This window comes from Bacteroides sp. CAG:189, from assembly GCF_000432295.1.
Lineage (GTDB): Bacteria > Bacteroidota > Bacteroidia > Bacteroidales > Bacteroidaceae > Bacteroides > Bacteroides salyersiae.
Window position 1 is genome coordinate 48676 of record NZ_HF991035.1, and the last position, 24272, is coordinate 72947.

Consider the following 24272-nt stretch of genomic DNA (forward strand, 5'->3'; position numbering starts at 1 on the left):
CCCACAATCCCACTCCTACCCTATCTACATTAAGATATATCTTTTATTCCTCATCCATCAAGATTTCCAGAATCTGACAAGCCGCCTTTGCAACCGGAGTACCCGGACCAAAGATAGCAGCCACACCCGCTTTATAAAGGAAATCGTAATCCTGAGCCGGAATAACACCACCGGCAATCACTACAATATCTTCACGTCCTAACTTCTTCAATTCTTCAATGATCTGTGGAACCAGCGTTTTGTGTCCGGCAGCCAACGAAGAAACACCTACTACATGAACGTCATTCTCAACGGCTTCACGAGCAGCTTCGGCCGGAGTCTGGAACAACGGTCCCATATCCACATCGAAGCCACAGTCGGCATAACCGGTTGCTACCACTTTGGCACCACGGTCATGACCGTCCTGTCCCATTTTCGCAATCATGATACGAGGTTGACGTCCCTCTTTCTTTGCAAACTTCTCGGTGAGTTCACAAGCACGTTTGAAGTCGCTATCGTTTTTACTTTCTGATGAATACACGCCTGATATAGTTCTTATTATTGCTTTATAACGTCCTACAATCTTCTCGCAAGCATAAGAGATTTCTCCTAATGTGGCACGTACACGGGCGGCTTCTACAGCCAACTCGAGCAGGTTACCTTCTTTCGTTTCCACACACTTGGTAATAGCGGCAAGCGCTTTGTCAACCTCTTCTTGATTCCGGCCCTCTTTCAACCGTTTCAAGTTCTCAATCTGCTCAATACGAACGGCTGTATTATCGATCTCTAAAATATCGATCGGTGCTTCTTTTTCCAGACGATACTTGTTCACACCCACAATCGTTTGCGAACCGGAGTCGATACGGGCTTGCGTACGGGCAGCCGCTTCTTCGATACGCATCTTAGGAATACCGGTTTCGATAGCCTTTTCACACCAACGATAGTCTGAGAACCGGAGTCGATACGGGCCTGCGTACGTGCAGCAGCTTCTTCGATACGCATCTTAGGAATACCGGTTTCGATAGCCTTTGCCATGCCACCTAACTTTTCAATCTCCTGAATATGTTCCCAAGCACTGTGAGCCAGTTCATTCGTCAGATTCTCCACGTAATAAGAACCTCCCCAAGGATCAACGTTCTTACAAACATACGTCTCTTCCTGAATATAAATCTGAGTATTACGGGCAATACGTGCCGAAAAATCTGTCGGCAAAGCGATGGCCTCGTCAAGCGCATTCGTATGCAATGATTGAGTATGTCCCAATGCGGCAGCCATTGCTTCGATACAAGTACGTCCCACATTATTGAACGGATCCTGTTCTGTCAGCGACCAGCCTGATGTCTGAGAGTGAGTACGCAATGCCAATGACTTCGGATTTTTCGGATTGAACTGTTTCACGATCTTGGCCCATAGCATACGGGCAGCGCGCATCTTGGCTATTTCCATAAAGTGATTGGTACCGATAGCCCAGAAGAAAGAGAGACGCGGGGCAAAAGCGTCGATGTCGATTCCGGCAGCCACACCCGCACGAAGATATTCCAAACCGTCGGCTAAAGTATAGGCCAACTCGATATCGGCCGTAGCACCGGCTTCCTGCATATGATAACCGGAAATAGATATAGAGTTGAACTTTGGCATCTTCTGTGAAGTATACTCAAAAATATCAGAGATAATCTTCATAGAGAATGCAGGCGGATAAATATAAGTATTACGCACCATGAACTCTTTCAGAATGTCATTCTGAATAGTCCCTGCCATTTCTTCCAGTTTGGCTCCCTGTTCGAGCCCCGCATTGATATAGAAAGCAAGCACCGGAAGTACAGCGCCGTTCATTGTCATGGATACCGACATCTTATTCAAAGGAATGCCATCGAACAGCACTTTCATATTTTCAAGCGAACAGATGGACACACCGGCTTTACCAACATCGCCTACTACCCGTTCGTGATCGGGGTCGTAGCCACGGTGAGTAGCCAAGTCGAATGCAACAGACAAACCTTTCTGCCCGGAAGCCAAGTTACGACGATAGAAAGCATTCGACTCCTCGGCAGTAGAAAATCCGGCATACTGACGGATTGTCCAGGGACGCAACGTATACATCACCGAATACGGACCGCGCAGATAAGGAGGAATACCGGCCGCATAGTCCAGATGTTCCATTCCTTCCAGATCTTCTTTTGTATAAACAGGCTTCACGCAGATATGTTCCGGAGTCTTCCAATTAGCTTCGATTCCGTTTGCCTTTTGCCATTCAGCACCATTAGCGGGCTGAAATGCTGCGTATATATCTAAATTTTTGAAATCTTTTCTCATGTTGTTTATTTACGATTTAGCGATTTACGATTCAGGATTGAAATCACTTTAGTAATTTGGCATTAAACTCCTTTAAAGTATCAAGTACATTGACACGTACGTGAATGAAATTCTCGATACCGGCTGCTTTCAATTCGTCCATACAGGCAGGAGCACCGGCAACTATAAACATTGCACGGCCATTCACCGCTTTAAATGCAGGAACAGCGTATTCGGCATATTCATCGTCGCTGGAGCAAAGTACCACGATGTCAGCCTTGGCTGCCATTGCTGCCTCCACACCTTCTTCTACGGTTTTAAAACCTAAATTATCGATTACTTCATATCCGGCACAAGCCAAGAAGTTACATGAATACTGTGCACGTGCCTGACGCATAGCTAAATTACCGATTGTCAACATGAACGCTTTCGGACGCTTACCGGATGCTTCAGTTTCAAGACGTAATGCTTCGAATTCGCTGGCAGCACGGTCAAAGTTCAAAGTAGCGACCTCTTTTTCACATGTATTGTGTCCACCACAACAACATTTTGCCTCCACCGGTTTTTTGTCGCCCGCTTTCTCATTAAAGTTCGGAAACTGGTTGGTACCTAACAATATTTCACGGCGCTGGGCTACTGCTTTGTGACGGGCTTTGTTGCTTTCGTTTACAGCAGCCTGCACTGTGCCGGCTTTCAGGGCAGCGTAGAAACCGCCTTCTTCTTCAACAGCCAAGAAAAGCTCCCACGCTTGTTTTGCGATAGATACTGTCAGGTTTTCAATATAATATGAACCGGCAGCCGGATCCACCACTTTGTCGAAATGTGATTCTTCTTTCAGCAATAACTGCTGGTTACGAGCCAGACGTTCAGAGAATTCATCCGGTGTTTCATAAGTCTTATCAAACGGTACTACGGTCATCGAATCGACGCCTCCCAAAGCGGCACTCATAGCCTCGGTTTGTGTACGCAATAAATTAACATGGGCATCAAACAGGGTCAGATTAAAAGTGGAAGTCTCCGCATGGATTCTCATCTTCGCAGCACAACGGCATTCTCCGTTCGAACCTTTATTTTCACAGTCACGCAGACATTCAGGATGGTAGGATGCTACGATATTTGCCCACAACATGCGTGCTGCACGGAATTTTGCAATTTCAAGGAAATAGTTGGAACTGATACCGAAATTAAATTTTATCTTCTTCGCTACCAGGGCGGCAGGCAATCCGGCTTCAGTCAGTTGGTTCATGTATTCATTACCCCAGGCAAGCGCATAACCCAATTCCTGGGAAATATAAGCACCTGCATTATTCAATGAAAGCGCATTTACATTCAATACCCGGTAGAAAGGCAGTGGCTGGATCGCTTCGAGCAATGCTTTTGCTGTCTGAATCATGTCTCCTTTTTCCTTTCCACGAGACAACATCTTATTAAAATAATCAAAGTTGATAGAACCCTGCAGCTTCTTCACATCATAATCTTTCTTCTGGAAATAAGCTACCAGAAGATTTGCCAGTTCTACTACATGACCTTGACAGGTAGAGAAATTGAGTTCTATACACTCCGCACAGATATCATTCAGCAAAGTTTCGATATACTCCGCGTTGAGTTCTTTCGCTTTCACATGGAAAGAAAGAGAATCGATTCCCTTATTCAATATATCCAATGCTTTGGCATTTGCCTCTTGCGGACATTCCACCTTAATTTCCTGACGAACGAACCATTCGTTATTGTCCTTTTTGGTTCCTCGCAGGTAGGGAAATTCTCCGGGAAGCGCATCGGTTGTTTTCAGTCCTTCAAGGTCTTCCATCCGATAGAAAGGTTTTACCTTGAATCCTTCGTTTGTCTTCCAAACAAGTTTCTTCTCAAAATCAGCGCCCTTGAGGTCGGCTGTCACTTTCTCCATCCACTGTTCTGTAGATACCGGAGAAAAATCCGAGAAGAGTTTTTCTTTACTGTCTGCCATAGTTTATTATAAATTTAAAATAAGATTAGTATTATCTTTATCTTAATGAATCTTTCCAAGTGTTGCTTTTAGAGAGACAAAGATAGGCAAATAGTTCTAATGAGGTACTTTTTTTAGAGAAAATTCGCACAGGGAAGTAGCAGGGTGTCATCAACAAATAAAAGAGAGAAAATATTTGATTACCTCCGTTGTTATAGCTAATTTTGTCGCAATTTTAATAAAAAAACTACTATGGATTGGATACAAAGTTTATTGTGGGACTCCAGCTCCGTGGCACACATAGTCTTTCTTTATGCTTTTGTGATAGCTGCCGGGGTGCTCTTAGGTAAGATCAAAATCTTCGGAGTGTCATTGGGAGTCACCTTTGTTCTGTTCACCGGTATTCTGATGGGACATTTCGGTTTTACCGGCGACACACACATTCTTCATTTCATCCGCGAGTTCGGATTGATATTGTTCGTGTTCTGTATCGGTCTTCAGGTAGGGCCCAGCTTCTTCTCTTCGTTCAAGAAAGGAGGGATGACCCTCAATCTGCTCGCCGTAGGTATTGTAGTATTGAACATCGCCGTAGCATTGACTATCTATTTCCTTGCCAACGGACGTATTGAATTGCCGATGATGGTCGGTATCCTGTATGGCGCCGTTACCAATACACCGGGACTCGGTGCCGCCCAGGAAGCATTGACGCAGCTCAACTACAATGGACCGCAGATTGCACTGGGATATGCATGTGCCTATCCGTTAGGCGTAGTCGGCATTATCGGTTCTATCATCGCCATCCGTTACATTTTCCGTGTCAACTTGGCAAAAGAAGAAGACGAGCTTAAAAATCAAGATGCGGAACATCTGAAGCACAAGCCGCATTTAATGAGCCTTGAGGTACGCAATGAATCGATCAACGGCAAAACCCTGGTTCAAGTAAAAGACTTTTTAGGACGCTCTTTTGTTTGTTCACGTATTCGTCACGAAGGTCATGTCAATATCCCCAACCATGAGACACTCTTTCATATGGGCGACCAAGTATTCATCGTCTGTTCGGAAGAGGACGCGGAAGCTATTACCGCTTTCATAGGAAAAGAAGTACAAGTGGATTGGGAAAAACAGGATATGCCGATGGTATCACGCCGTATCTTGATTACCAAATCAGAAATTAACGGAAAGAAGTTGGGAGATATGCACTTCCGTGGCATGTTTGGTGTTAATGTCACCCGTGTCAACCGTTCGGGAATGGACCTGTTTGCCGACCCGCATCTGACCCTGCAAGTAGGTGACCGGGTGATGGTAGTAGGCCAGCAGGATGCGGTAGAACGCGTTGCCAATGTACTGGGTAATTCTCTGAAACGCCTTGACCACCCGAATATCGTTACTATCTTTGTCGGTATATTCTTAGGAATCTTTTTAGGCAGTTTGCCTATTGCTTTCCCCGGCATGCCAACTCCGGTAAAATTAGGTCTGGCAGGCGGCCCGTTGGTAGTAGCCATCCTGATCGGACGTTTCGGATATAAACTTCATTTGGTAACTTACACAACAATGAGTGCCAATCTGATGTTGCGCGAAATAGGAATTGTATTGTTTCTTGCGAGTGTCGGTATCGAGGCGGGAGCAAACTTTGTACATACAGTAGTCGAAGGAGACGGTTTGTTGTATGTAGGTTACGGTTTCCTCATCACAGTTATCCCACTATTGATCATCGGTGCAATTGCACGTCTGTATTATAAGGTGAACTATTTTACCCTGATGGGACTTATCGCCGGTAGTAATACCGATCCCCCTGCATTGGCTTACTCTACTCAGGCTTCAAACAATGACGCACCAGCCGTAGGATACTCAACCGTATATCCGTTGACAATGTTCCTGCGTATTCTGGCCGGGCAAATGATCTTACTTTTAATGATGTAGCTTAACCGCCCACATTCCATTCTTTATAAAATAAGAGCGTACACTTTGAAACGGTTCAAGATGTACGCTCTTATTATTTTTATGAGAAACGAGTAAAGTTCATTTTATCAATATGTCAAATAGATATTCCTACCCCATGCAGAATTCGTTCTATCCATACTCTTTAAACCATGTTCTCTAAAACCTCCTTCATTTCCAAACTTATAAAATCAAATTATCCGGTTTATAAACAAATAGCAAACAAATATCTTTCATTAAAAAAAATCACCGTACAAACGAGCCTTGATTCATGCATCCGTCTCACTTTTTAATATTCCAAAGCAATCAAAAGCAAACCATCAGTCAGCTTCCAAAAACGATCTTTAAAGGAGATTTTATTTTTCCCGTAGAGTCTCTAATAGTTTCTCGTAGAGTTTCGAGTCGTTCCTCGTAGAGAAACCGAATTTATCACACCGGTATAATTGAAATAACCTACCGAGAAAAGCCACATATTTATCCCCAAAAATGCCCCAATATGCATAAAGAAATAAATATTATTCAGTTTATTATGCGGTTTATTCTCTAATTACATCTATATTTGAAAAGTACATGTCACAGAAACGAACAATATAAGAACAAAAAGACAGCCAAACCAAGTTTTCTTTTAAAAAAGGTGTACGCTCCTTTTTTCAGAAAGCATACACCTGCCAAATATTTTATAATCCCAATTTTCTCACTACAAACTCTTCTATAAACCTCACTGTACCTTCGATTCCCAACGCAGAAGAGTCGATACAGAGATGATAAGTAGCCGCCGCTCCCCAAGTCTTATAGCTGTAGTAATTATAGTATTCCGAACGTTTCTTATCCGCCTTTTCCATCATCCCTTCCGCATCTTCTTCACTGATGCCATGCATGTTCCGGAGACGTTCTATACGATCTTCCTTTGAGGCGGATATGAAGATATTCACACAACGCGGATGATCCCGCAGAATGTAATCGGCACAACGTCCTACAAACAAACAGGATTTTGTAGCAGCCAGATTACGGATAACATCGCTTTGGATTTTGAAAAGGGCATCATTACTCAAGCAATTTGTGCAAGGCACAGCTCCATCACTGATAAAAGGAAAACGCATGCCAAACAAGCCACCTATAATACCTTGAGAAGCTTTTTCATCAGCCTTTTCAAAAAACTCCTTGCACAGCCCGCTCTCTTCCGACGCAAGATTTATCAGTTCCTTATCATAAAAGTCAATTCCCAAACGGGCGGCCAACTTCTCGCCTATTTCTTTTCCGCCGCTTCCCAACTGACGACCGATATTAATAACATAATTACTGTTCATAATACATTTTGTTTAGAAGCCTCTCCACAACCCTCTCCGTAGGAGAGGGGGATAGATACCGTTGTTTATTAACCGGTTACAAAACCAACTTAACTCCCTTTCCCACGGAGAAGGTTGGGAAGAGACTTCATTTTTATTAGTTTTGAAGCAAACATACGGATTATTTCTGAAAAAAAGAAATAATAATATGTCAATTAAATAATGTGTCGGTGTGCCAATATGCCAATGTGCCAATTGGCTGTGCTATACTGATATTTTATAGGGGCTAATCAGTACATGGCTTAGTTGGTATATCAAATAATCGGTACATTGGCACATTATTTAATTGACATATTATTTATTACCAATTGGTAATTTTTTCCTGTATTTCCTGCCGTATCTTTGCAACATGAAAAAGAAAGAAAATATGGAAATGAAAGATAATATTGACTTCGGAGCGATGAATATTTCCAAGCTGTTTCGCAAATTATTGATTCCAACAGTATTGGGAATGGTTTTCTCCGCTATATTTGTAATAACGGACGGTATATTCGTAGGTAAAGGGGTAGGCAGTGATGCGCTGGCAGCAGTCAACATTACCGCACCGCTGTTTATGATCACTACCGGCCTCGGATTGATGTTCGGCGTAGGAGCATCGGTCGTTGCTTCCATTCATTTATCGCACGGGAAACAAAAAGTTGCCGGTATCAACATCACGCAGGCGCTTGTTTTTTCATCGTTACTGATATTCCTGCTATCTGCCTTTTGCTTCTTCCTGATAGAGCCTGTCGGCAGATTATTGGGAAGTTCGGACCGGCTGTTACCGTTGGTTGCAGAATATATGAATTGGTATGTCCCATTTCTCGTATTCTACCTGTTGCTCAATGCAGGAATGTTCTTTGTCCGTCTTGACGGCGCACCGAATTACGCCATGTGGTGCAATGCCATTGCAGCAATTGCCAATATCGTACTCGATTATATTTTCATCTTCATTTTCGGATGGGGATTGATGGGGGCAGCCTTTGCCACAAGCATAGGTACGATGATAGGCGGCTTGATAACCTTGATCTATCTGTTGTGTTTTTCCCAATCATTTAGATTACATCCTGTCAAACTAAGCCTTAAAAGTATTCGCCTAACTTTACGTAACATCGGTTATATGGTAAAACTGGGTTCTTCGGCCTTCATAAGCGAAGCCTCGATAGCATGCATGATGTTTTTAGGCAATTATGTATTTATCCGTCATTTGGGTGAAGACGGAGTAGCCGCTTTCAGCATTGTCTGTTATTTCTTTCCCATTATATTCATGGTATACAATGCCATAGCGCAATCGGTACAGCCTATCATCAGCTATAATTTTGGAGCCGGCAGTAAGGATCGGGTACATCAAGCTTTCCGGTTATCCATAAAAACAGCTCTCGTCTGTGGAATCTGTTTTTTCATTCTGACAGTAATATGTAATCGGGACATCGTGTCATTGTTCATCGATCGTAGCTACGGTGCTTACGACATTGCAGTAGCAGGAATTCCGTATTTCGCCATCGGATATCTCTTTTTTGCTTTCAACATGGTTAGTATAGGCTATTATCAGAGTATAGAACGAGCACACCGGGCTACTGTTATCACCTTGCTGCGCGGTGTGGTATTTATGCTCATCGGATTCACAGTATTACCTCATTTTTTAGGGGTCAGAGGCATATGGCTGGCAGTCCCTTTAGCAGAATTACTAACATTTATTTATATTGTAATAATTTACCTGAAAGATCGTTTCCTACCCCACCGGGGAAATGTATCTTTGCAGCATGGACACATTTAAAGAAAAATTCCGGATCAGATACCATTTATCCGAAACAGATGTAGTGACTTTATTAAGCCACATGAAAGAGGTATACTTCAAAAAGAAGGAGGTGATTGTTCGCGAAGGTTCCAGAAATACTAATTTATATCTTATTAAAAAGGGAATCTGGCGAGCACATTATCTGAAAGACGGGATAGATACGACTATCTGGTTCGCTTCAGAGGGAGAAGCCGCTTTTTCCATCTGGGGATATGCAGACAATTCTTATTCGCAGATCAGCATAGAGGTAATGTCCGACAGCATTGCCTATTGTATCTCCGGTGCAAAATTAAATGAATTATATTCCACATCCGTAGGGTTGGCCAATTTAGGCAGACGACTCATGGAACACCAATTATTGACTACGGAAAACTGGCTCATCAGTGCCGGCAGTCCCAAAGCCAAAGAACGATATCTTACACTGATAAAAGAAACACCGGAACTTTTACAATACGTTCCGCTAAAGTACATCGCCTCTTATTTATGGATAACCCCACAATCGCTGAGCAGAATAAGAGCAGAAATAAAAAAAATAAGTAGGTAAGTAGTTAAGTAGTCAAGTAGTTAAGTAACAAGTAGTCAAGTAGCAAGTAGTAAATAGTCAAATAGCCAAATAGTCAATAAGTAGTCAAGGAAAGTACATCAAACAAATCATTTCTACTTAACTACTTACTACTTGACTACTTACTACTTACTACTTAACACTACTTTCTACTGTATATGAATGATTCAAGCCAAATGCCTACGGCCGGCATTACCCGTTGGTCATTTTACGAAACTGGCGAAACTGCCACCAAAGCATAAGACCGGAAACAATACTTGCTGCCAGATCGGATGCCGGCATACTGACCCATACTCCCGTCTGCCCATAGAAATGAGGCAAGATGAGCAGACAAGGAACAAGAAACAACATCTGACGGGTAAGTGACAGGAATATAGCTTTACCGGCCATACCGATACTTTGAAAGAAGTTGGACGTAACCATTTGAAAACCGACAATGGGGAAAAACATCACCACAATGCGATACCCTTCTGCCGAAAGGCGTATCAACTCCGCATCCGATGTAAATATGGATACAATCAATTCGGGAATAAATACCCCCAATAAAAATCCGGTAGTAGTAACAATGGTAGCCCCGATAATAGTCAGTTTCAACACTTGGGTAACACGGGGATACTGACGGGCACCAAAGTTATAACCGGCAATAGGCTGCATTCCCTGATTCAGCCCCAGCACAATCATCACAAAAACGAACACGAGCCGGTTGACAATACCAAAAGCACCGATAGCAAGATCTCCTCCATAACGTTTTAAACCTTGATTGATCAGAATCACGATAAAGCAGGAAGCCAGATTCATTAAAAAAGGAGACATACCGATCGCCAATGAATCAAACACGATTTTACGTTTCAGACGAAAGATTCCCCGATGGAAATGCAGCAGTTCCTCTTTATTGCTGAATAATTTAAATTGCCACATCAGCGCAATAACCTGTGCCACAATGGTGGCAATGGCCGCTCCGCGAATCCCCCAATCGAAGACAAAAATAAACAACGGATCGAGTATCGTGTTAATCACCACCGTAGCAATCGTCGCATACATCGCTTTTTGAGGGTGACCGGCAGAACGAAGCACAGCATTCAGCCCCAGATAAAGATGGGTAACGACATTACCCAACAAAATCACTTCCATATAGTCGCGGGCATAACCGATAGTAGCCTCACTTCCGCCAAAGAAATAGAGAATAGGGTCGAGAAATAGAAGCGTAAGAACAGTAAACGCCAAACCGATAATAATATTCAGTACCAAAACATTGCCAAGAACACGCTGAGCCGTGTCATAATCCTTCTGACCGAGTTTTACAGACACCAATGTGGCCGCTCCTACTCCAACCAATGAACCGAATGCGGCGGCAAGATTCATCAATGGGAAAGTCAATGCCAGACCGGAAATTGCCATACGTCCCACACCATGCCCGATAAAAATACTGTCCACCATATTATAAAGAGAAGATGCCGTCATGGCAATGATAGCCGGTACCGCATATTGTATCAAAAGTTTTCCAATCTTTTCCGTCCCCAACGCCGTGGGGGTCTTCTGTCCTGTAGTCATACTCGTCCTTTTTATTTTGAGGATGCAAAATTAGTGTTTTTCCGAGAACCCGGCAAATGAAAAGCCGCTTTAAAATTTCCTCTTTATTAGCAACCGTTCACCTGTCCCAATCTCTCCTTTGGGCAAATTAGAGAGCTATTCATGCCGTAATATTAAAAATGTTTCGTATTTTTGCCACCAAATATTGAGTTAATACGTAACGAAATGAACCTATTAGAACTAAGTGAACAGGAAATCATCCGACGTAACAGTCTGAATGAGCTTCGCGCGATGGGTATCGAACCTTATCCCGCAGCAGAGTATGTAACCAATGCTTTCTCTACAGATATAAAACAGGAATTCAAAGATGAAGACGAACCCCGCATGGTATCCATAGCAGGACGCATGATGAGCCGCCGCGTTATGGGTAAAGCATCTTTCATTGAATTACAAGATTCCAAAGGACGTATCCAAGTGTATATCACCCGTGACGATATCTGCCCGGAAGAAAACAAAGAGATGTACAATACTGTATTCAAACGCCTGCTCGACTTAGGTGATTTTATCGGCATCGAAGGCTTTGTATTCCGTACGCAGATGGGTGAAATCAGTATTCACGCCAAGAAACTCACCGTATTGTCAAAGTCTATCAAGCCGTTGCCAATTGTAAAATACAAAGACGGTGTGGCATACGATTCTTTTGAAGATCCCGAATTGCGTTACCGCCAGCGTTATGTTGATTTGGCCGTAAACGAAGGTATCAAAGATATTTTCATCAAACGCACCAAAGTATACAACTCCATGCGTGAGTATTTTAATGAGAAAGGATACATCGAAGTAGAAACTCCGATTTTGCAGGCCATCCCCGGTGGTGCTGCCGCACGTCCGTTCATTACGCATCACAATGCGCTCGACATGCCATTATACATGCGCATCGCCAGTGAGCTATACTTGAAACGCCTGATCGTAGGAGGCTTTGAAGGTGTATACGAAATCGGAAAGAACTTCCGTAACGAAGGCATGGACCGTACACACAATCCCGAATTCACCTGTATGGAAATATACGTTGCTTACAAAGATTACAACTGGATGATGACATTTACGGAAAACATGATTGAAAAAATCTGTCTGGACGTAAACGGTACTACCGAAGTAAAAGTAGGCGATAACATCATCAGTTTCAAAGCTCCGTTCAAACGCGTCACTATGCTCGACTCCATCAAAGAGTTTACCGGATATGATCTGAACGGTAAAAGCGAAAGCGAAATACGGGAAATCTGCCAGAAACTGAATATGGAGATTGACGACACCATGGGTAAAGGCAAGTTGATCGATGAAATCTTCGGTGAATTCTGTGAAGGCAATTATATACAACCGACATTCATAACCGATTATCCGATTGAAATGTCACCGTTGACCAAACGCCACCGGGATAATCCGGAACTAACCGAACGTTTTGAATTAATGGTGAACGGCAAAGAATTGTGTAATGCTTACTCTGAATTAAATGATCCTATCGACCAGCTGGAACGTTTTGAAGAACAAATGCGCCTGAGCGAAAAAGGAGATGATGAAGCCATGATTATCGACAAGGACTTCATACGTGCATTGGAATATGGTATGCCGCCGACATCAGGTATGGGCATCGGTATGGACCGTCTGACGATGTTGATGACCGGAGAAACAACGATTCAGGAAGTACTGTTCTTCCCGCAAATGCGCCCGGAAAAAGTTGTTAAAAAAGATGCTGTTGTCAAATATACGGAACTGGGCATCCCTGAAGACTGGGTTCCGGTAATTCAGAAAGCCGGCTATAACTTGGTAGAAGAGATGAAAGACGTAAACCCACAAAAGTTGCATCAAGAAATTTGCGGACTTAATAAGAAGCATAAGTTGGAACTTACCAACCCTTCTGTAAATGATGTAACCGAATGGATACAGAAAATCAATTAAAAATGAGAAATTAAGAATTAAATATCTGGGAGGAGCGACCCTCGCTTTCTCCCTTTAATTTTTAATTTTTAATCTTTAATTTCATATATATGAAACTACCCGGTAAGATAGCGATAATGGGCGGCGGAAGTTGGGCCACAGCCATTGCCAAAATGTTCCTCGCACAAGAGGATTCCATCAATTGGTATATGCGTCGTGACGATCGTATAGCCGACTTCAAACGTTTAGGACACAACCCGGCTTACCTCACAGGTGTAAAGTTTGACATGAAACGTATCAATTTCGGCTCGAACATCAACGACATCGTAAAGGAATCGGATACGCTCGTCTTCGTCACTCCTTCCCCCTACTTAAAAGCTCATCTTAAAAAGCTGAAGACACGCATACGAGACAAATTCATTATCACCGCTATCAAAGGAATTGTACCCGACGATAATCTTATCGTATCGGAATATTTCACAAAAGAATATGGTGTCCCTCCCGAGAATATAGCAGTATTGGCAGGTCCCTGTCATGCAGAAGAGGTTGCTTTGGAACGCCTTTCATACCTCACCATCGCTTGTCCGGACAAGGACAAAGCCCGCATTTTTGCCCGCAGACTGGGAAGTAGCTTTATCAAAACTTCCGTCAGCGATGATGTAGTAGGCATTGAATACAGTTCTGTTTTGAAAAACGTATATGCCATTGCCGCCGGCATTTGCAGTGGCTTGAAATATGGCGATAACTTTCAGGCGGTACTCATCTCCAATGCAATACAGGAAATGAGACGTTTTCTTGATACCGTACATCCATTGAACAGAAACGTAGATGAATCTGTTTATTTGGGAGATCTATTGGTAACAGGATATTCCAACTTTAGCCGGAACCGCACATTCGGTACCATGATCGGTAAAGGATATTCGGTAAAAAGCGCACAAATAGAGATGGAAATGATCGCGGAAGGATACTACGGTACAAAATGTATCAAAGAAATCAACAAGCATTATCATGTTAATATGCCGATACTCGATGCCGTTTACAATATCCTGTATGAACGCATATCACCGATGATCGAAATAAAACTACTCACTGATTCATTCAGATGAGGAATGCGATGGAGGAATATGGCAATTAAGTAGTCAGTAGTTAAGTAGTCAAGTAGTAAGTAGAGAATGGCTTTAGTAATAATAAACTGGACTAACTCCTACTTACTACTTAACTACTTGACTACTTGACTACTCAGTCATTCACCTACTTGACTACTTTTTAAAAACTTATATATTATGATTAGTTTGAACATTGAAAAAACGTTGGGATTCATCTCAAAAGAAACTGTTTTCGCTTACGACACTCAAGTGAAAGCAGCGCAGGAAACATTGGAAAACGGTACCGGTAAAGGAAACGATTTCCTGGGATGGTTGCATCTGCCTTCTTCTATCACTCCGGAACATCTGGCCGACCTTAAAGCCACCGCACAAGTTCTTCGTGATAACTGTGAAGTAGTTATCGTAGCCGGTATCGGTGGAAGTTATCTGGGTGCACGTGCAGTGATTGAAGCATTATCAAACAGTTTCACTTGGTTGCAGGATAAGAAAACAGCACCGGTCATCATCTACGCTGGACACAATATCGGCGAGGATTATCTATACGAACTCACCGAGTATCTGAAAGACAAGAAATTCGGTGTTATCAATATCTCCAAATCCGGAACTACTACCGAGACTGCCCTTGCATTCCGCCTGTTGAAAAAACAATGTGAAGATCAACGTGGCAGAGATATGGCCAAGAAAGTAATCGTAGCCGTAACCGATGCCCGGAAAGGTGCAGCACGTGTTACTGCCGACAAAGAAGGATACAAATCATTCATCATCCCGGATAATGTAGGAGGACGTTTTTCCGTACTTACTCCGGTAGGTTTATTACCCATTGCAGTAGCCGGATTCGATATTGAAAAACTGGTAGCCGGTGCAGCCGATATGGAAAAAGCTTGTGCCGCAAACGTTCCTTTCGCAGAAAACCCTGCCGCTATTTATGCAGCTACACGCAATGAACTGTATAAAAAGGGAAAGAAAATCGAGATTCTGGTGAACTTCAACCCGAAACTGCATTATGTAAGTGAATGGTGGAAGCAACTATACGGAGAATCCGAAGGAAAAGACAACAAAGGTATATTCCCGGCTGCTGTAGATTTTTCTACCGACCTTCATTCCATGGGACAGTGGATTCAAGAAGGTGAACGCACGATTTTCGAAACCGTAATCTCTGTGGAAAAGGTAAACCATAAACTGGAAGTACCTTCGGATGAAGCAAATCTGGATGGGCTAAACTTCTTGGCCGGCAAACGTGTGGACGAAGTTAACAAAATGGCGGAATTGGGAACTCAACTGGCCCATGTGGATGGCGGCGTACCCAATATGCGTATTGTTCTTCCCGAACTAAGCGAATATTGCATAGGCGGTCTGCTTTATTTCTTTGAGAAAGCCTGTGGTATCAGTGGTTATTTGTTAGGTGTCAATCCATTCAACCAACCAGGTGTAGAAGCATACAAAAAGAATATGTTTGCTTTGCTCAACAAACCGGGATACGAAGAAGAATCGAAAGCAATACAAGCCAAACTGTAAGCAAAGATAAATCCAAATAATAAGGGGTGAAGCTTTCTAAGCTTCACCCCTTATTATTTGGATTTATACCGATCAGAGATTGTCTCACTCTTTATCTTCTGTTTTCAATTCTATTTTTTCCTGCGCACTTTCACATTCCGCTTTCGAAGAAAGATAGAAAGAAAGTATAGCATCGGCATCAGCCACGGTTTGTACACGCATCTTCACTTTCAATACGGTATTCCGTACGCCATCCTCAAACTTAATAATACCTTCTTCGGGTCTTGTGAAATTTTTCTCAGAAGACACCCCATTGGGCAAATCAAAATCTTTTATGCCCAATTGCTGCTGATCTTCTTTTACGATAAATGTATTCAGATCCTCTCCATTTCCATCCAGTGTCAGAGAGACAGTAACCTCGTCGCCCACCTTTAATGAAGGTATGGAAGCCATATCTTCACTATAATCTTTAGTATCACCTTCAATAAAGAAACCCGTAATTTCAATTACAGGACTTTCTGCCGAGCCGGAACATGCAGCCAAAAGCAGTAGTAACAACGGTGCAAGAAGTTGCTTTTTCATGTATTACAAATCTCTTGTTTACACCGCAAAAATACACATTATATCCGAATTAGCAAAAAAATCGTAACTTTGTGCAAAAAATCACAGTCTGTTTGACTTTTGCCTAAGACTGTTTTTATAGAAAATCTAAACAAATTCTCAATATCATAAAGCAATGTTTCAAAAAGAAATACACTTAAAAGCTGTACTATTCGATATGGACGGCGTATTGTTCAACTCCATGCCCTATCATGCAGAAGCTTGGCACAAAGTGATGTTAGCTCACGGCCTTAACCTCAGCCGTGAAGAAGCCTATTTACACGAAGGGCGTACAGGAGCCGGTACTATCAACATTGTAAGCCAACGCCAATTAGGACGGGAAGCAACGCCCGAAGAGATAGAGAACATCTACCACGAGAAGAGTGAAGAATTCAATAAATTCCCCGAACCGGAACCGATGCCCGGTGCTTGGGAACTACTGCAAAAAATAAAAAACGCCGGACTGACACCGATGGTGGTCACCGGATCCGGACAGCGCTCCCTGCTCGATCGTCTGGAACATAACTTCCCCGGCATGTTTCACCGCGAACTGATGGTGACTGCTTTCGATGTAAAGCATGGCAAGCCCAACCCCGAACCCTATCTGATGGCGCTTGAAAAAGGAGGATTCGAAGCAAACGAAGCAGTAGTCATAGAAAATGCACCACTCGGAGTACAAGCAGGAGTAGCCGCAGGGATCTTCACAATAGCTGTCAATACCGGACCCTTAAACAATAAAGTGTTGCAAGATGCGGGAGCAAATGCCCTCTATCCCTCCATGCAAGCTCTTTGCGAAGAATGGGAAACTTTCACAAACAGCCTGGCATAAAAATAAGAGAGAGATTTTCCAATCCCCGTTTAGAATCCGCCCGGTGCCTTCTTATAAGCTACAAAAGAAAGAGACGAAAACGGGGACACTCATATCAATGAGAATTCCATGGAAGATAGCAAGAGGAATCATTTCCTTTCCGGAATAAAGAGTGATAGACGGCAACAATACATCCATCGAATTAACTCCGGCAGCAGAAATAGGTGCTAATTTTCCAAAATATTTCCGGATAAGCGGTGCCCCGAGTAAAGCCATCATTTCACGAAAGATATTTGCCAACAGGGCAATAGTACCAAGCTCGGTTGCCAGCTGTAACCCGAGGGAAGGTTCTTTGAACTGTGTAATTAAAATGGAAGAAAGCGAATAATAGGCAAAACCACTCCCCACTGCCATGCAATCGAATACACTCCACTGACTCAGCAACAAACTGGCAAAAGCAGAAAAAAGCAAGGTTCCTACAATTGTAGCCAAAGGTACCAGAAGCATATTGAAACGCAAACTTTTAACCAATACTTTCAGATTTTTATTACTGCCAATACTGACACCGACCTGTAGCATAAGGGCATAAAGCACGTACATAGAAAGATCGTGCACTTCCAGTTGGGAATCATTAAAAGTCCCAACTACACAACCTATACAGAAAAATGCCACTACAATCAAACTCCCTTTCATTTTTTACCTCCTTTCCTAAAAAACAGACGAAACACCAGAAATGAAGCTAACATACTGCCCAGAATACTCGATGCCGCCAATACGACAGCCTGCCATCCGAATCTCCCCAAATTATTTATTATCAAACTATTAGATCCGATTGAAAGACCTAAAATAAAAAGTAACAAAAAGATGGTCAACGAAGTAGTCTTTTCTACATTTTGCAGAAACTTCAAATTACGAAACAGGTAACCGATACCAATTCCTCCAAACATCATAGATATAACTGTGAACATAACGCGAAATCTTAAAAATTGAACAATAATACCATACAATGACTTTTCAAACCGAAAGTCACCACAGAGCTCAATCTCTCCGAACAATTTCAGACAAAGGGCAAAGTCTTAAAACCTGTTTAAATTTTCCCCTTAAAATAATACTGAGCAAAACTTAAACAGTCCTTTATGTATGATCAAAAAATGGAGGGGTATCTCAAACAAATCCACTGAACCAATGTACGTGCACAATAGAATGATTACATAAGATTCTGCTATCCCATGCAATACCACATACACTATATATAGTAAATAATCGGTTCATGCTTTTATCAATTGGGCGGCAAAGATAGCACAATTATGAATATTTACCAAATAAATATTCAATAAAATAGATTCATCATTACCGAATTTTATACCAATTCACAAATTGACTCATACCGTAAGGCACTATTGAACAGGCATTTAATAAGAAAAACGCTTATAATCCGAAGATTACAAGCGTTCATAAGTAGCCCCGAAGGGAATCAAACCCTTATCTTAGGTACCGGAAACCTACATTCTATTCGTTGAACTACAGGGCCGGTTTTGCGACGACAAAAATAGACAAAAACTTCTTATCTTCCTAATCTTTCTACTATTTTTGTTGATACAACCTTCAATTTCCCACTCAATGATATGTTATTTTGAAACCAACTTCAAGGAAATCTTTATCATATTGACATTATTTCAGACAAAAACCAATACATATATAGATATTATTCCTATCTTTGTCGACAATTAACATATAATAAACCTATGAGTTATCTAATAAAACCTCAGAATTACAAACCCCTTCTTGACCTGAAACAGACGGAACTCGGTATCAAACAGATCAAAGAGTTCTTTCAGATGAATTTATCATCGGAACTGCGTCTGCGCCGTGTCACAGCCCCTCTTTTTGTACTCAAAGGTATGGGTATCAATGACGACCTTAACGGCATAGAGCGCCCGGTATCCTTCCCCATCAAAGATCTTGGAGATGCACAGGCAGAAGTTGTACATTCACTGGCCAAATGGAAAAGATTGACGCTTGCCGATTATCATATTGAACCGGGATATGGCATTTATACCGATATGAATGCTATCCGCTCGGATGAAGAACTGGGCAACCTGCATTCGCTGTACGTGGATCAATGGGACTGGGAGCGAGTAATGACGGCAGAAGAACGTAATGTAGAGTTCCTCAAAGAGATAGTAAACCGCATTTATGCCGCTATGATACGTACGGAATACATGGTGTATGAAATGTATCCGCAAATAAAACCCTGCCTGCCACAAAAACTACACTTTATCCATGCAGAAGAACTTCGTCAATTATATCCGGCATTAGAACCTAAATGTCGCGAACACGCTATTTGCCAGAAGTACGGCGCCGTATTTATTATCGGTATCGGCTGCCAACTTAGTGATGGAAAGAAACACGATGGCCGTGCTCCGGACTACGACGATTATACCACAAAAGGGCTCAATGATTTACCCGGCCTGAACGGTGACCTTCTTTTATGGGACAATGTATTGCAACGCTCCATCGAGCTTTCATCTATGGGTATCCGCGTCGATAAAGAAGCTTTGCTACGCCAGGTGAAAGAGGCGAAGCAAGAGCAACGTCTGGAACTCTATTTCCACAAACGTCTGCTGAACGACACGCTCCCCCTGTCTATCGGAGGCGGTATCGGCCAGTCGCGTCTCTGTATGTTCTATTTACGCAAAGCTCATATCGGAGAAATCCAGGCAAGTATCTGGCCAGAAGACATGCGAAAAGAATGTGAAGCACTCGATATACATCTTATATAAATACATTATATACTATGAACGTACAAATAGAAGAAAGTTGGAAAGCCCATCTGCAACCGGAGTTTGAAAAAGATTACTTCCGTACACTGACAGAATTCGTCAAAAGCGAATATAGCCAATACACCATTTATCCCCCCGGAAAGCTGATATTCAATGCTTTCAACCTATGCCCTTTCGACAAAGTAAAAGTTGTCATTATCGGACAAGACCCTTATCATGGGCCAGGACAGGCACACGGACTCTGTTTCTCGGTAAACGACGGAGTACCTTTCCCGCCGTCATTAGTCAATATCTTTAAAGAGATAAAAGACGACTTGGGAATCGAAGCACCGGCAACCGGAAATCTGACACGGTGGGCCGAACAAGGCGTATTATTACTCAACGCCACATTAACCGTACGCGCTCATCAAGCCGGCTCGCACCAACGCCGGGGATGGGAAGAATTTACCGATGCAGCTATCCGCGCATTGGCAGAAGAACGGGAGCATCTTGTATTTATCCTTTGGGGAGGTTATGCACAACGTAAAGGAGCATTCATCGACCGCAGTAAGCATCTTGTGCTTAGTTCGGCCCACCCCTCACCTCTGTCGGCCTACAACGGCTTCTTCGGAAACAAGCATTTCAGTAAGACCAATGCATATTTAAGAGAACACGGAGAAAAAGAAATCATTTTCTAAGAAGAGAAGGAAAAAAGAGAGATGGGAGAATGGAGATAGGAAAAGGAAAATAAGAAAAATATTATGCTGCATAGCAACTTTCAATTTTCAACTAAAAAAGGGCTTTTGCCCTTTTTTTAATACCATTGTATATTGCTCTGAGTCTGACTTCTTTGTTCCCACTTCAAATCCTGCAGGATACTGGCATTGGCACTAATTTTGAAATTATAATATTTCCAACGCCCGAAAGGTGAAAGACTGGCTGACATATTGAAGCAGTGCAAATCACGCGTGATAGTCATCGAAGTCTGAGTAACTTCTTTCGCTTGAAAATCATAACCGGTACTGAAAGACACCTGCCATCTATTCGAAAGCTTCACATTACCAGAAGCATTGAGATTATGCGTATAAGAAAAAGGATAACGCATTGAATGTACATTAATGGGCTTACTCCTGTCTTCGCTGATATTAAATGAATAGTTCACACTCAGTGACCACGGCATATTAAATACCTGATAACCGTCCGCATCGGCTTGCGCCTTTTCTACTGTTTTAGAAGTTGTTCCGGAACCACTGCCGGTATCCGCCGTATCCTCACTATCCTCCCCATTCTGATCCTTATCTTTATCCTTCTGATCTTTATCATCTTTCGGCCCGAACCACTTTTTCCAAGTTTCATTATTAAAGGTATAATTAAAGGAAGACCCCCACCCGGAGAAGCGACCGAAGCGTCCATAAGACCACTCTGTACGATCTCCCGTAGTCACTTCTCCATTCTTATCGAACGTGTAGGCGTAAGTAGCAAAGCGAGAACTCAAGTTGAACGTATAATTCTTGGTCAGTTTCAAACGCAATCGTAAAGTTAGATCGCTCCACGGTTGCTTTTTAGCCGCCATATTATAAGAAAGAGAAGCTCCCAATTCATCAATCAAGCTAATTTTAGTAAGAGAGTCTTTTCTATTCCGGTATTTCATCTCGATATTATTAGAAAGGTCGAAAGTCACCGACCCCGTCTTTTCACGTGGTGCCGTACCGAATTGCTGATTGGAATAAGGAGAGAAATAGTATATATTACCATCCTTATCTTCGTACTCCTGCCAATATTTATCAAACGCCGGTGCCCCGCTTATACTAATCTGCGGAGTCACCACATGACGAATCTGTATCTCTTTTTTCTTCATAAAAAGAGGTTTATACATACCGTAAAGTTTTGTACTCAACCCCAATGAGAAATTATAATTAGATACACGATTGAAACCATAGATAGTATCCGTTGCCACCCATTGCCGTTTCTCTTCATCGTAATAATTTTCCGTTTTATTAGTATACCAACGCTCTGTATAATTAAATGTTGGAGTCAGATTGAAATACTTGAAGAGAGTAAATGTAGCACTTATTGGAATCTGATGTTGCATAGCGTTTTTCCAGTCTTTTATCAGATTCGATTTAAACAGCAGATTATCTTTTGTCTTGATACTGTTTGTCAGACGTCCGGTATACTGAAACGAAATCTTTTCGTACCAACGCTCTGCCCCGACTGCTTTTTTTCTTTTGAAAGGAAAACGTCGGGTCAGGGTAATATTAAGATCGGGCAACGTTATTGCAACAGAAGAGTCTTTCATCGTCTGCGATATATTGGTTGTTCCCGAAAGTGTCAGACCAATATCCGGAAAAGTACGTGAATAGCTGATACTGGACGTCTTGGTATTCTGTGTCAACAACTGCGAATTATACAGGTTACCAATATTGGTACGTTCGTAGCTACTGGTTGAAAAGTTCACACTGGCCGAAAAAGTAGCATTCGGATTTGCCTTGGAGTCTTGCCGATGACTCCACACTATTTTAAAATCCTTAGAAACCGAATAATCCGGCATATTCTTGTCTCCTGTTTTTGTCACCTGATAATCGGCCATCAAAGAACCGGAAAACTTGTAACGTCTGTTGTAATTCGTCTCTAGCCCAAGTCTCCACGAACCTTTCGTGAAAATATCTCCCGTCAACTTTAAATCCATCATGTCACTGATGGCGAAATAATATCCACCATCCGACAAACCGAATCCACGGGAGGAATCATCAAGAACAGTAGGCATGATAAAACCGGAAGAATAACTGCTGGAAAATGGAAAGAAAAAGAATGGTACAGCCAATGGTAAAGGCACGTCCTCTACTACCAGATAAGCCGGCCCTGTCACTACATTCTTTTTCGGGCGGACTTTGGCCTTTGTCAACTGGAGATAAAAGTGGGGATGATCATGATGATCACAAGTAGTATACTTACCATTCTGCATGAAAAGTTCGTCATCAGCCCCTTTTTTGGCATTATTACCGGTAACGTATCCTTCTCCCTGCTGGCTGACTACATTATTGATATACCCTTTCTTACTTTTGAAATTATACCGGATCGCTTCGGTATCATAAGAAGTATCACCGTCTTTAAAAACGGGCTTTCCGGTTTCCACTCCCAACGAATCCGTCACACCACGAGCAAATACCGTACTGCTGTCCATATTCATGGTAATGATCTGCGCACCCAATTCTATACTTTGATAATTTACCTTCCCATCCCCATAAAGATGTGCATATCCTCCTTCCTCAAAAACGATAGAGTCATTTGCCGAATAAATTACCGGTGCATCCAAAGGTTGTTTTTTGGCAGGCTTAGCAACAACTAATGAATCGGTTTTTACTGAATCTGTCCCCAAGGAGTCCGTGTTCAGAACCGTAGGAGGATTAAAATTTTCTCTTCCTCCTTCCACTCCCCTGTTTCGGCGACGCTGAGACAGTGCCTCATCAGGAAGCATCAGTAAGACAAACAGTAGTATGAATGATATTAATGTATTTGCTTTCAATGGCGCCATTAACTAATAGTTTACGCTTGAAGGGGCAAAAGTACACAATCTTCACCAATTATACATCGGAATCCCCCTTTTTAATTATTTTTTAGTGCTATAGAAAAAGTTCGCACCAGCGATTAAAACGCGTTAAACCTTCTTCACCATATTTGGACAGGCTCTTCCGGGCAGCATCTACTGTTTTTTCTCTGTCAAGATGAGTCTTAGAATAAAATTTATCGGAAAAACAGATTACCTGTTCTTCCAAACTCACCGGCAACATTTCACGATGCGGGACAGGAAGTTGCTGATTAATGATTTCTTCCAATGAAAGCCCGGCTCCGGTATGCCTCTCACAGACCAAAGCATGCTGTGGGAAACCTTCCTTACGCACCAGATCGGCACCCAAATAACCGTGACAAATATAAGGTTCCGTACCCAAACAATAGATGGGAGCGGCATTCGTCAGAAAAATGCCGATATCATGAAGCATGGCGGCCTCGTTCAGAAAGGTCTCATCCAGTTTCAGTTCCGGATGCCGGGCGGCAATCCATAAAGCTTTATCGGCTACCGACCGGCTATGTACTAACAGAATATGTTTCAATTCGTTATCCTGCGGATAATATTTATCAATTAAATCGAGTGGATTCATAACTTCATCTATTATAACTTGTAATAATCAATCCAAATGGATAT

The 24272-nt window shown here is 42.4% G+C and carries 17 protein-coding genes, 1 tRNA gene and 1 pseudogene; 9 read left to right on the plus strand and 10 right to left on the minus strand.

Annotated features, from left to right (window positions below; genetic code table 11):
- Nucleotides 1-43: 43 nt before the first annotated feature.
- Nucleotides 44-2292: pseudogene (gene scpA / locus QVP90_RS05705) on the minus strand (methylmalonyl-CoA mutase).
- A 43-nt stretch (nt 2293-2335) separates the two neighbouring features.
- Entirely contained in the window at nt 2336-4234 is a 1899-nt protein-coding gene (mutA, locus tag QVP90_RS05710; protein ID WP_021935900.1) for a methylmalonyl-CoA mutase small subunit, read from the minus strand.
- A gap of 231 nt (nt 4235-4465) precedes the next feature.
- Here mutA and QVP90_RS05715 point away from each other — a divergent pair, with 231 nt between their 5' ends.
- Entirely contained in the window at nt 4466-6133 is a 1668-nt protein-coding gene (locus QVP90_RS05715; RefSeq protein WP_005933479.1) for a putative transporter, read from the plus strand.
- Nucleotides 6134-6828: 695 nt separating this feature from the next.
- Here QVP90_RS05715 and QVP90_RS05720 read toward each other — a convergent pair.
- Nucleotides 6829-7458 carry an AAA family ATPase gene (locus tag QVP90_RS05720; protein WP_005933481.1) on the minus strand — a complete coding sequence of 210 codons (630 nt, stop codon included), beginning with the start codon at nt 7456-7458 and terminating at the stop codon, nt 6829-6831.
- A 412-nt stretch (nt 7459-7870) separates the two neighbouring features.
- Here QVP90_RS05720 and QVP90_RS05725 point away from each other — a divergent pair, with 412 nt between their 5' ends.
- Both QVP90_RS05725 and QVP90_RS05730 read left to right on the plus strand, forming a co-directional pair.
- Complete coding sequence (locus QVP90_RS05725) at nt 7871-9253, plus strand: MATE family efflux transporter (RefSeq protein ID WP_264381129.1); 1383 nt, start codon at nt 7871-7873, stop codon at nt 9251-9253.
- Nucleotides 9240-9818, plus strand: a complete 579-nt coding sequence (locus tag QVP90_RS05730) for a Crp/Fnr family transcriptional regulator (RefSeq protein WP_130059229.1) — start codon at nt 9240-9242, stop codon at nt 9816-9818. The genes QVP90_RS05725 and QVP90_RS05730 overlap by 14 nt, the downstream gene beginning before the upstream one ends.
- A 210-nt stretch (nt 9819-10028) precedes the next feature.
- On the opposite strand, the gene QVP90_RS05735 is transcribed toward QVP90_RS05730, so the two are convergent.
- Nucleotides 10029-11387 (minus strand): MATE family efflux transporter, encoded by a 1359-nt coding sequence (locus tag QVP90_RS05735; RefSeq protein ID WP_005933486.1) that lies wholly within the window; start codon nt 11385-11387, stop codon nt 10029-10031.
- Between the two features lie 204 nt (nt 11388-11591).
- On the opposite strand from QVP90_RS05735, the gene lysS reads away from it, so the two are divergent.
- From lysS to QVP90_RS05750, 3 genes are all read left to right on the plus strand, one after another.
- Nucleotides 11592-13319 carry a lysine--tRNA ligase gene (lysS, locus tag QVP90_RS05740; RefSeq protein ID WP_044094122.1) on the plus strand — a complete coding sequence of 576 codons (1728 nt, stop codon included), beginning with the start codon at nt 11592-11594 and terminating at the stop codon, nt 13317-13319.
- 89 nt (nt 13320-13408) lie between these two features.
- On the plus strand, nt 13409-14404 hold the full coding sequence (locus QVP90_RS05745; RefSeq protein WP_005933488.1) for an NAD(P)H-dependent glycerol-3-phosphate dehydrogenase: 996 nt from the start codon (nt 13409-13411) through the stop codon (nt 14402-14404).
- Nucleotides 14405-14581: 177 nt separating this feature from the next.
- Nucleotides 14582-15919, plus strand: coding sequence for a glucose-6-phosphate isomerase (locus QVP90_RS05750; protein WP_021935903.1), 1338 nt, complete (start codon nt 14582-14584; stop codon nt 15917-15919).
- A gap of 84 nt (nt 15920-16003) precedes the next feature.
- Here QVP90_RS05750 and QVP90_RS05755 read toward each other — a convergent pair whose 3' ends face one another.
- The gene (locus QVP90_RS05755) at nt 16004-16480 is read right to left on the minus strand and encodes a DUF5035 family protein (protein ID WP_005933490.1); all 477 of its coding nucleotides are present in this window, start codon (nt 16478-16480) and stop codon (nt 16004-16006) included.
- 154 nt (nt 16481-16634) lie between these two features.
- Here QVP90_RS05755 and QVP90_RS05760 point away from each other — a divergent pair, with 154 nt between their 5' ends.
- Nucleotides 16635-17327 (plus strand): HAD family hydrolase, encoded by a 693-nt coding sequence (locus QVP90_RS05760; RefSeq protein WP_005933492.1) that lies wholly within the window; start codon nt 16635-16637, stop codon nt 17325-17327.
- A 51-nt stretch (nt 17328-17378) separates the two neighbouring features.
- Here the strand turns inward: QVP90_RS05760 and QVP90_RS05765 are convergent, their stop codons facing one another.
- From QVP90_RS05765 to QVP90_RS05775, 3 genes are all read right to left on the minus strand, one after another.
- Nucleotides 17379-17999, minus strand: a complete 621-nt coding sequence (locus QVP90_RS05765) for a lysine exporter LysO family protein (RefSeq protein WP_021935904.1) — start codon at nt 17997-17999, stop codon at nt 17379-17381.
- Entirely contained in the window at nt 17996-18274 is a 279-nt protein-coding gene (locus QVP90_RS05770; protein WP_005933496.1) for a LysO family transporter, read from the minus strand. The genes QVP90_RS05765 and QVP90_RS05770 overlap by 4 nt, the downstream gene beginning before the upstream one ends.
- Nucleotides 18275-18765: 491 nt before the next feature.
- Nucleotides 18766-18837: transfer RNA gene (locus QVP90_RS05775), tRNA-Arg, on the minus strand.
- 214 nt (nt 18838-19051) lie between these two features.
- Here QVP90_RS05775 and asnA point away from each other — a divergent pair.
- Both asnA and ung read left to right on the plus strand, forming a co-directional pair.
- A complete protein-coding gene (asnA, locus tag QVP90_RS05780) occupies nt 19052-20089 on the plus strand; it encodes an aspartate--ammonia ligase (protein ID WP_005933498.1) in 1038 nt (345 codons plus the stop codon).
- Nucleotides 20090-20103: 14 nt separating this feature from the next.
- Complete coding sequence (gene ung, locus QVP90_RS05785; protein ID WP_005933500.1) at nt 20104-20766, plus strand: uracil-DNA glycosylase; 663 nt, start codon at nt 20104-20106, stop codon at nt 20764-20766.
- 116 nt (nt 20767-20882) lie between these two features.
- On the opposite strand, the gene QVP90_RS05790 is transcribed toward ung, so the two are convergent.
- Both QVP90_RS05790 and QVP90_RS05795 read right to left on the minus strand, forming a co-directional pair.
- Nucleotides 20883-23603 (minus strand): putative LPS assembly protein LptD, encoded by a 2721-nt coding sequence (locus tag QVP90_RS05790; RefSeq protein WP_021935905.1) that lies wholly within the window; start codon nt 23601-23603, stop codon nt 20883-20885.
- An 88-nt stretch (nt 23604-23691) separates the two neighbouring features.
- Nucleotides 23692-24228 (minus strand): HD domain-containing protein, encoded by a 537-nt coding sequence (locus tag QVP90_RS05795; RefSeq protein ID WP_005933506.1) that lies wholly within the window; start codon nt 24226-24228, stop codon nt 23692-23694.
- Nucleotides 24229-24272 lie beyond the last annotated feature (44 nt).

Coding starts and splice junctions, on each gene's coding strand:
- mutA (WP_021935900.1), bottom strand. CDS start 4,234: ATGGCAGACAGTAAAGAAAAACTCTTCTCGGATTTTTCTCCGGTATCT.
- QVP90_RS05715 (WP_005933479.1), top strand. CDS start 4,466: ATGGATTGGATACAAAGTTTATTGTGGGACTCCAGCTCCGTGGCACAC.
- QVP90_RS05720 (WP_005933481.1), bottom strand. CDS start 7,458: ATGAACAGTAATTATGTTATTAATATCGGTCGTCAGTTGGGAAGCGGC.
- QVP90_RS05725 (WP_264381129.1), top strand. CDS start 7,871: ATGAAAGATAATATTGACTTCGGAGCGATGAATATTTCCAAGCTGTTT.
- QVP90_RS05730 (WP_130059229.1), top strand. CDS start 9,240: ATGGACACATTTAAAGAAAAATTCCGGATCAGATACCATTTATCCGAA.
- QVP90_RS05735 (WP_005933486.1), bottom strand. CDS start 11,387: ATGACTACAGGACAGAAGACCCCCACGGCGTTGGGGACGGAAAAGATT.
- lysS (WP_044094122.1), top strand. CDS start 11,592: ATGAACCTATTAGAACTAAGTGAACAGGAAATCATCCGACGTAACAGT.
- QVP90_RS05745 (WP_005933488.1), top strand. CDS start 13,409: ATGAAACTACCCGGTAAGATAGCGATAATGGGCGGCGGAAGTTGGGCC.
- QVP90_RS05750 (WP_021935903.1), top strand. CDS start 14,582: ATGATTAGTTTGAACATTGAAAAAACGTTGGGATTCATCTCAAAAGAA.
- QVP90_RS05755 (WP_005933490.1), bottom strand. CDS start 16,480: ATGAAAAAGCAACTTCTTGCACCGTTGTTACTACTGCTTTTGGCTGCA.
- QVP90_RS05760 (WP_005933492.1), top strand. CDS start 16,635: ATGTTTCAAAAAGAAATACACTTAAAAGCTGTACTATTCGATATGGAC.
- QVP90_RS05765 (WP_021935904.1), bottom strand. CDS start 17,999: ATGAAAGGGAGTTTGATTGTAGTGGCATTTTTCTGTATAGGTTGTGTA.
- QVP90_RS05770 (WP_005933496.1), bottom strand. CDS start 18,274: ATGTTCACAGTTATATCTATGATGTTTGGAGGAATTGGTATCGGTTAC.
- asnA (WP_005933498.1), top strand. CDS start 19,052: ATGAGTTATCTAATAAAACCTCAGAATTACAAACCCCTTCTTGACCTG.
- ung (WP_005933500.1), top strand. CDS start 20,104: ATGAACGTACAAATAGAAGAAAGTTGGAAAGCCCATCTGCAACCGGAG.
- QVP90_RS05790 (WP_021935905.1), bottom strand. CDS start 23,603: ATGGCGCCATTGAAAGCAAATACATTAATATCATTCATACTACTGTTT.
- QVP90_RS05795 (WP_005933506.1), bottom strand. CDS start 24,228: ATGAATCCACTCGATTTAATTGATAAATATTATCCGCAGGATAACGAA.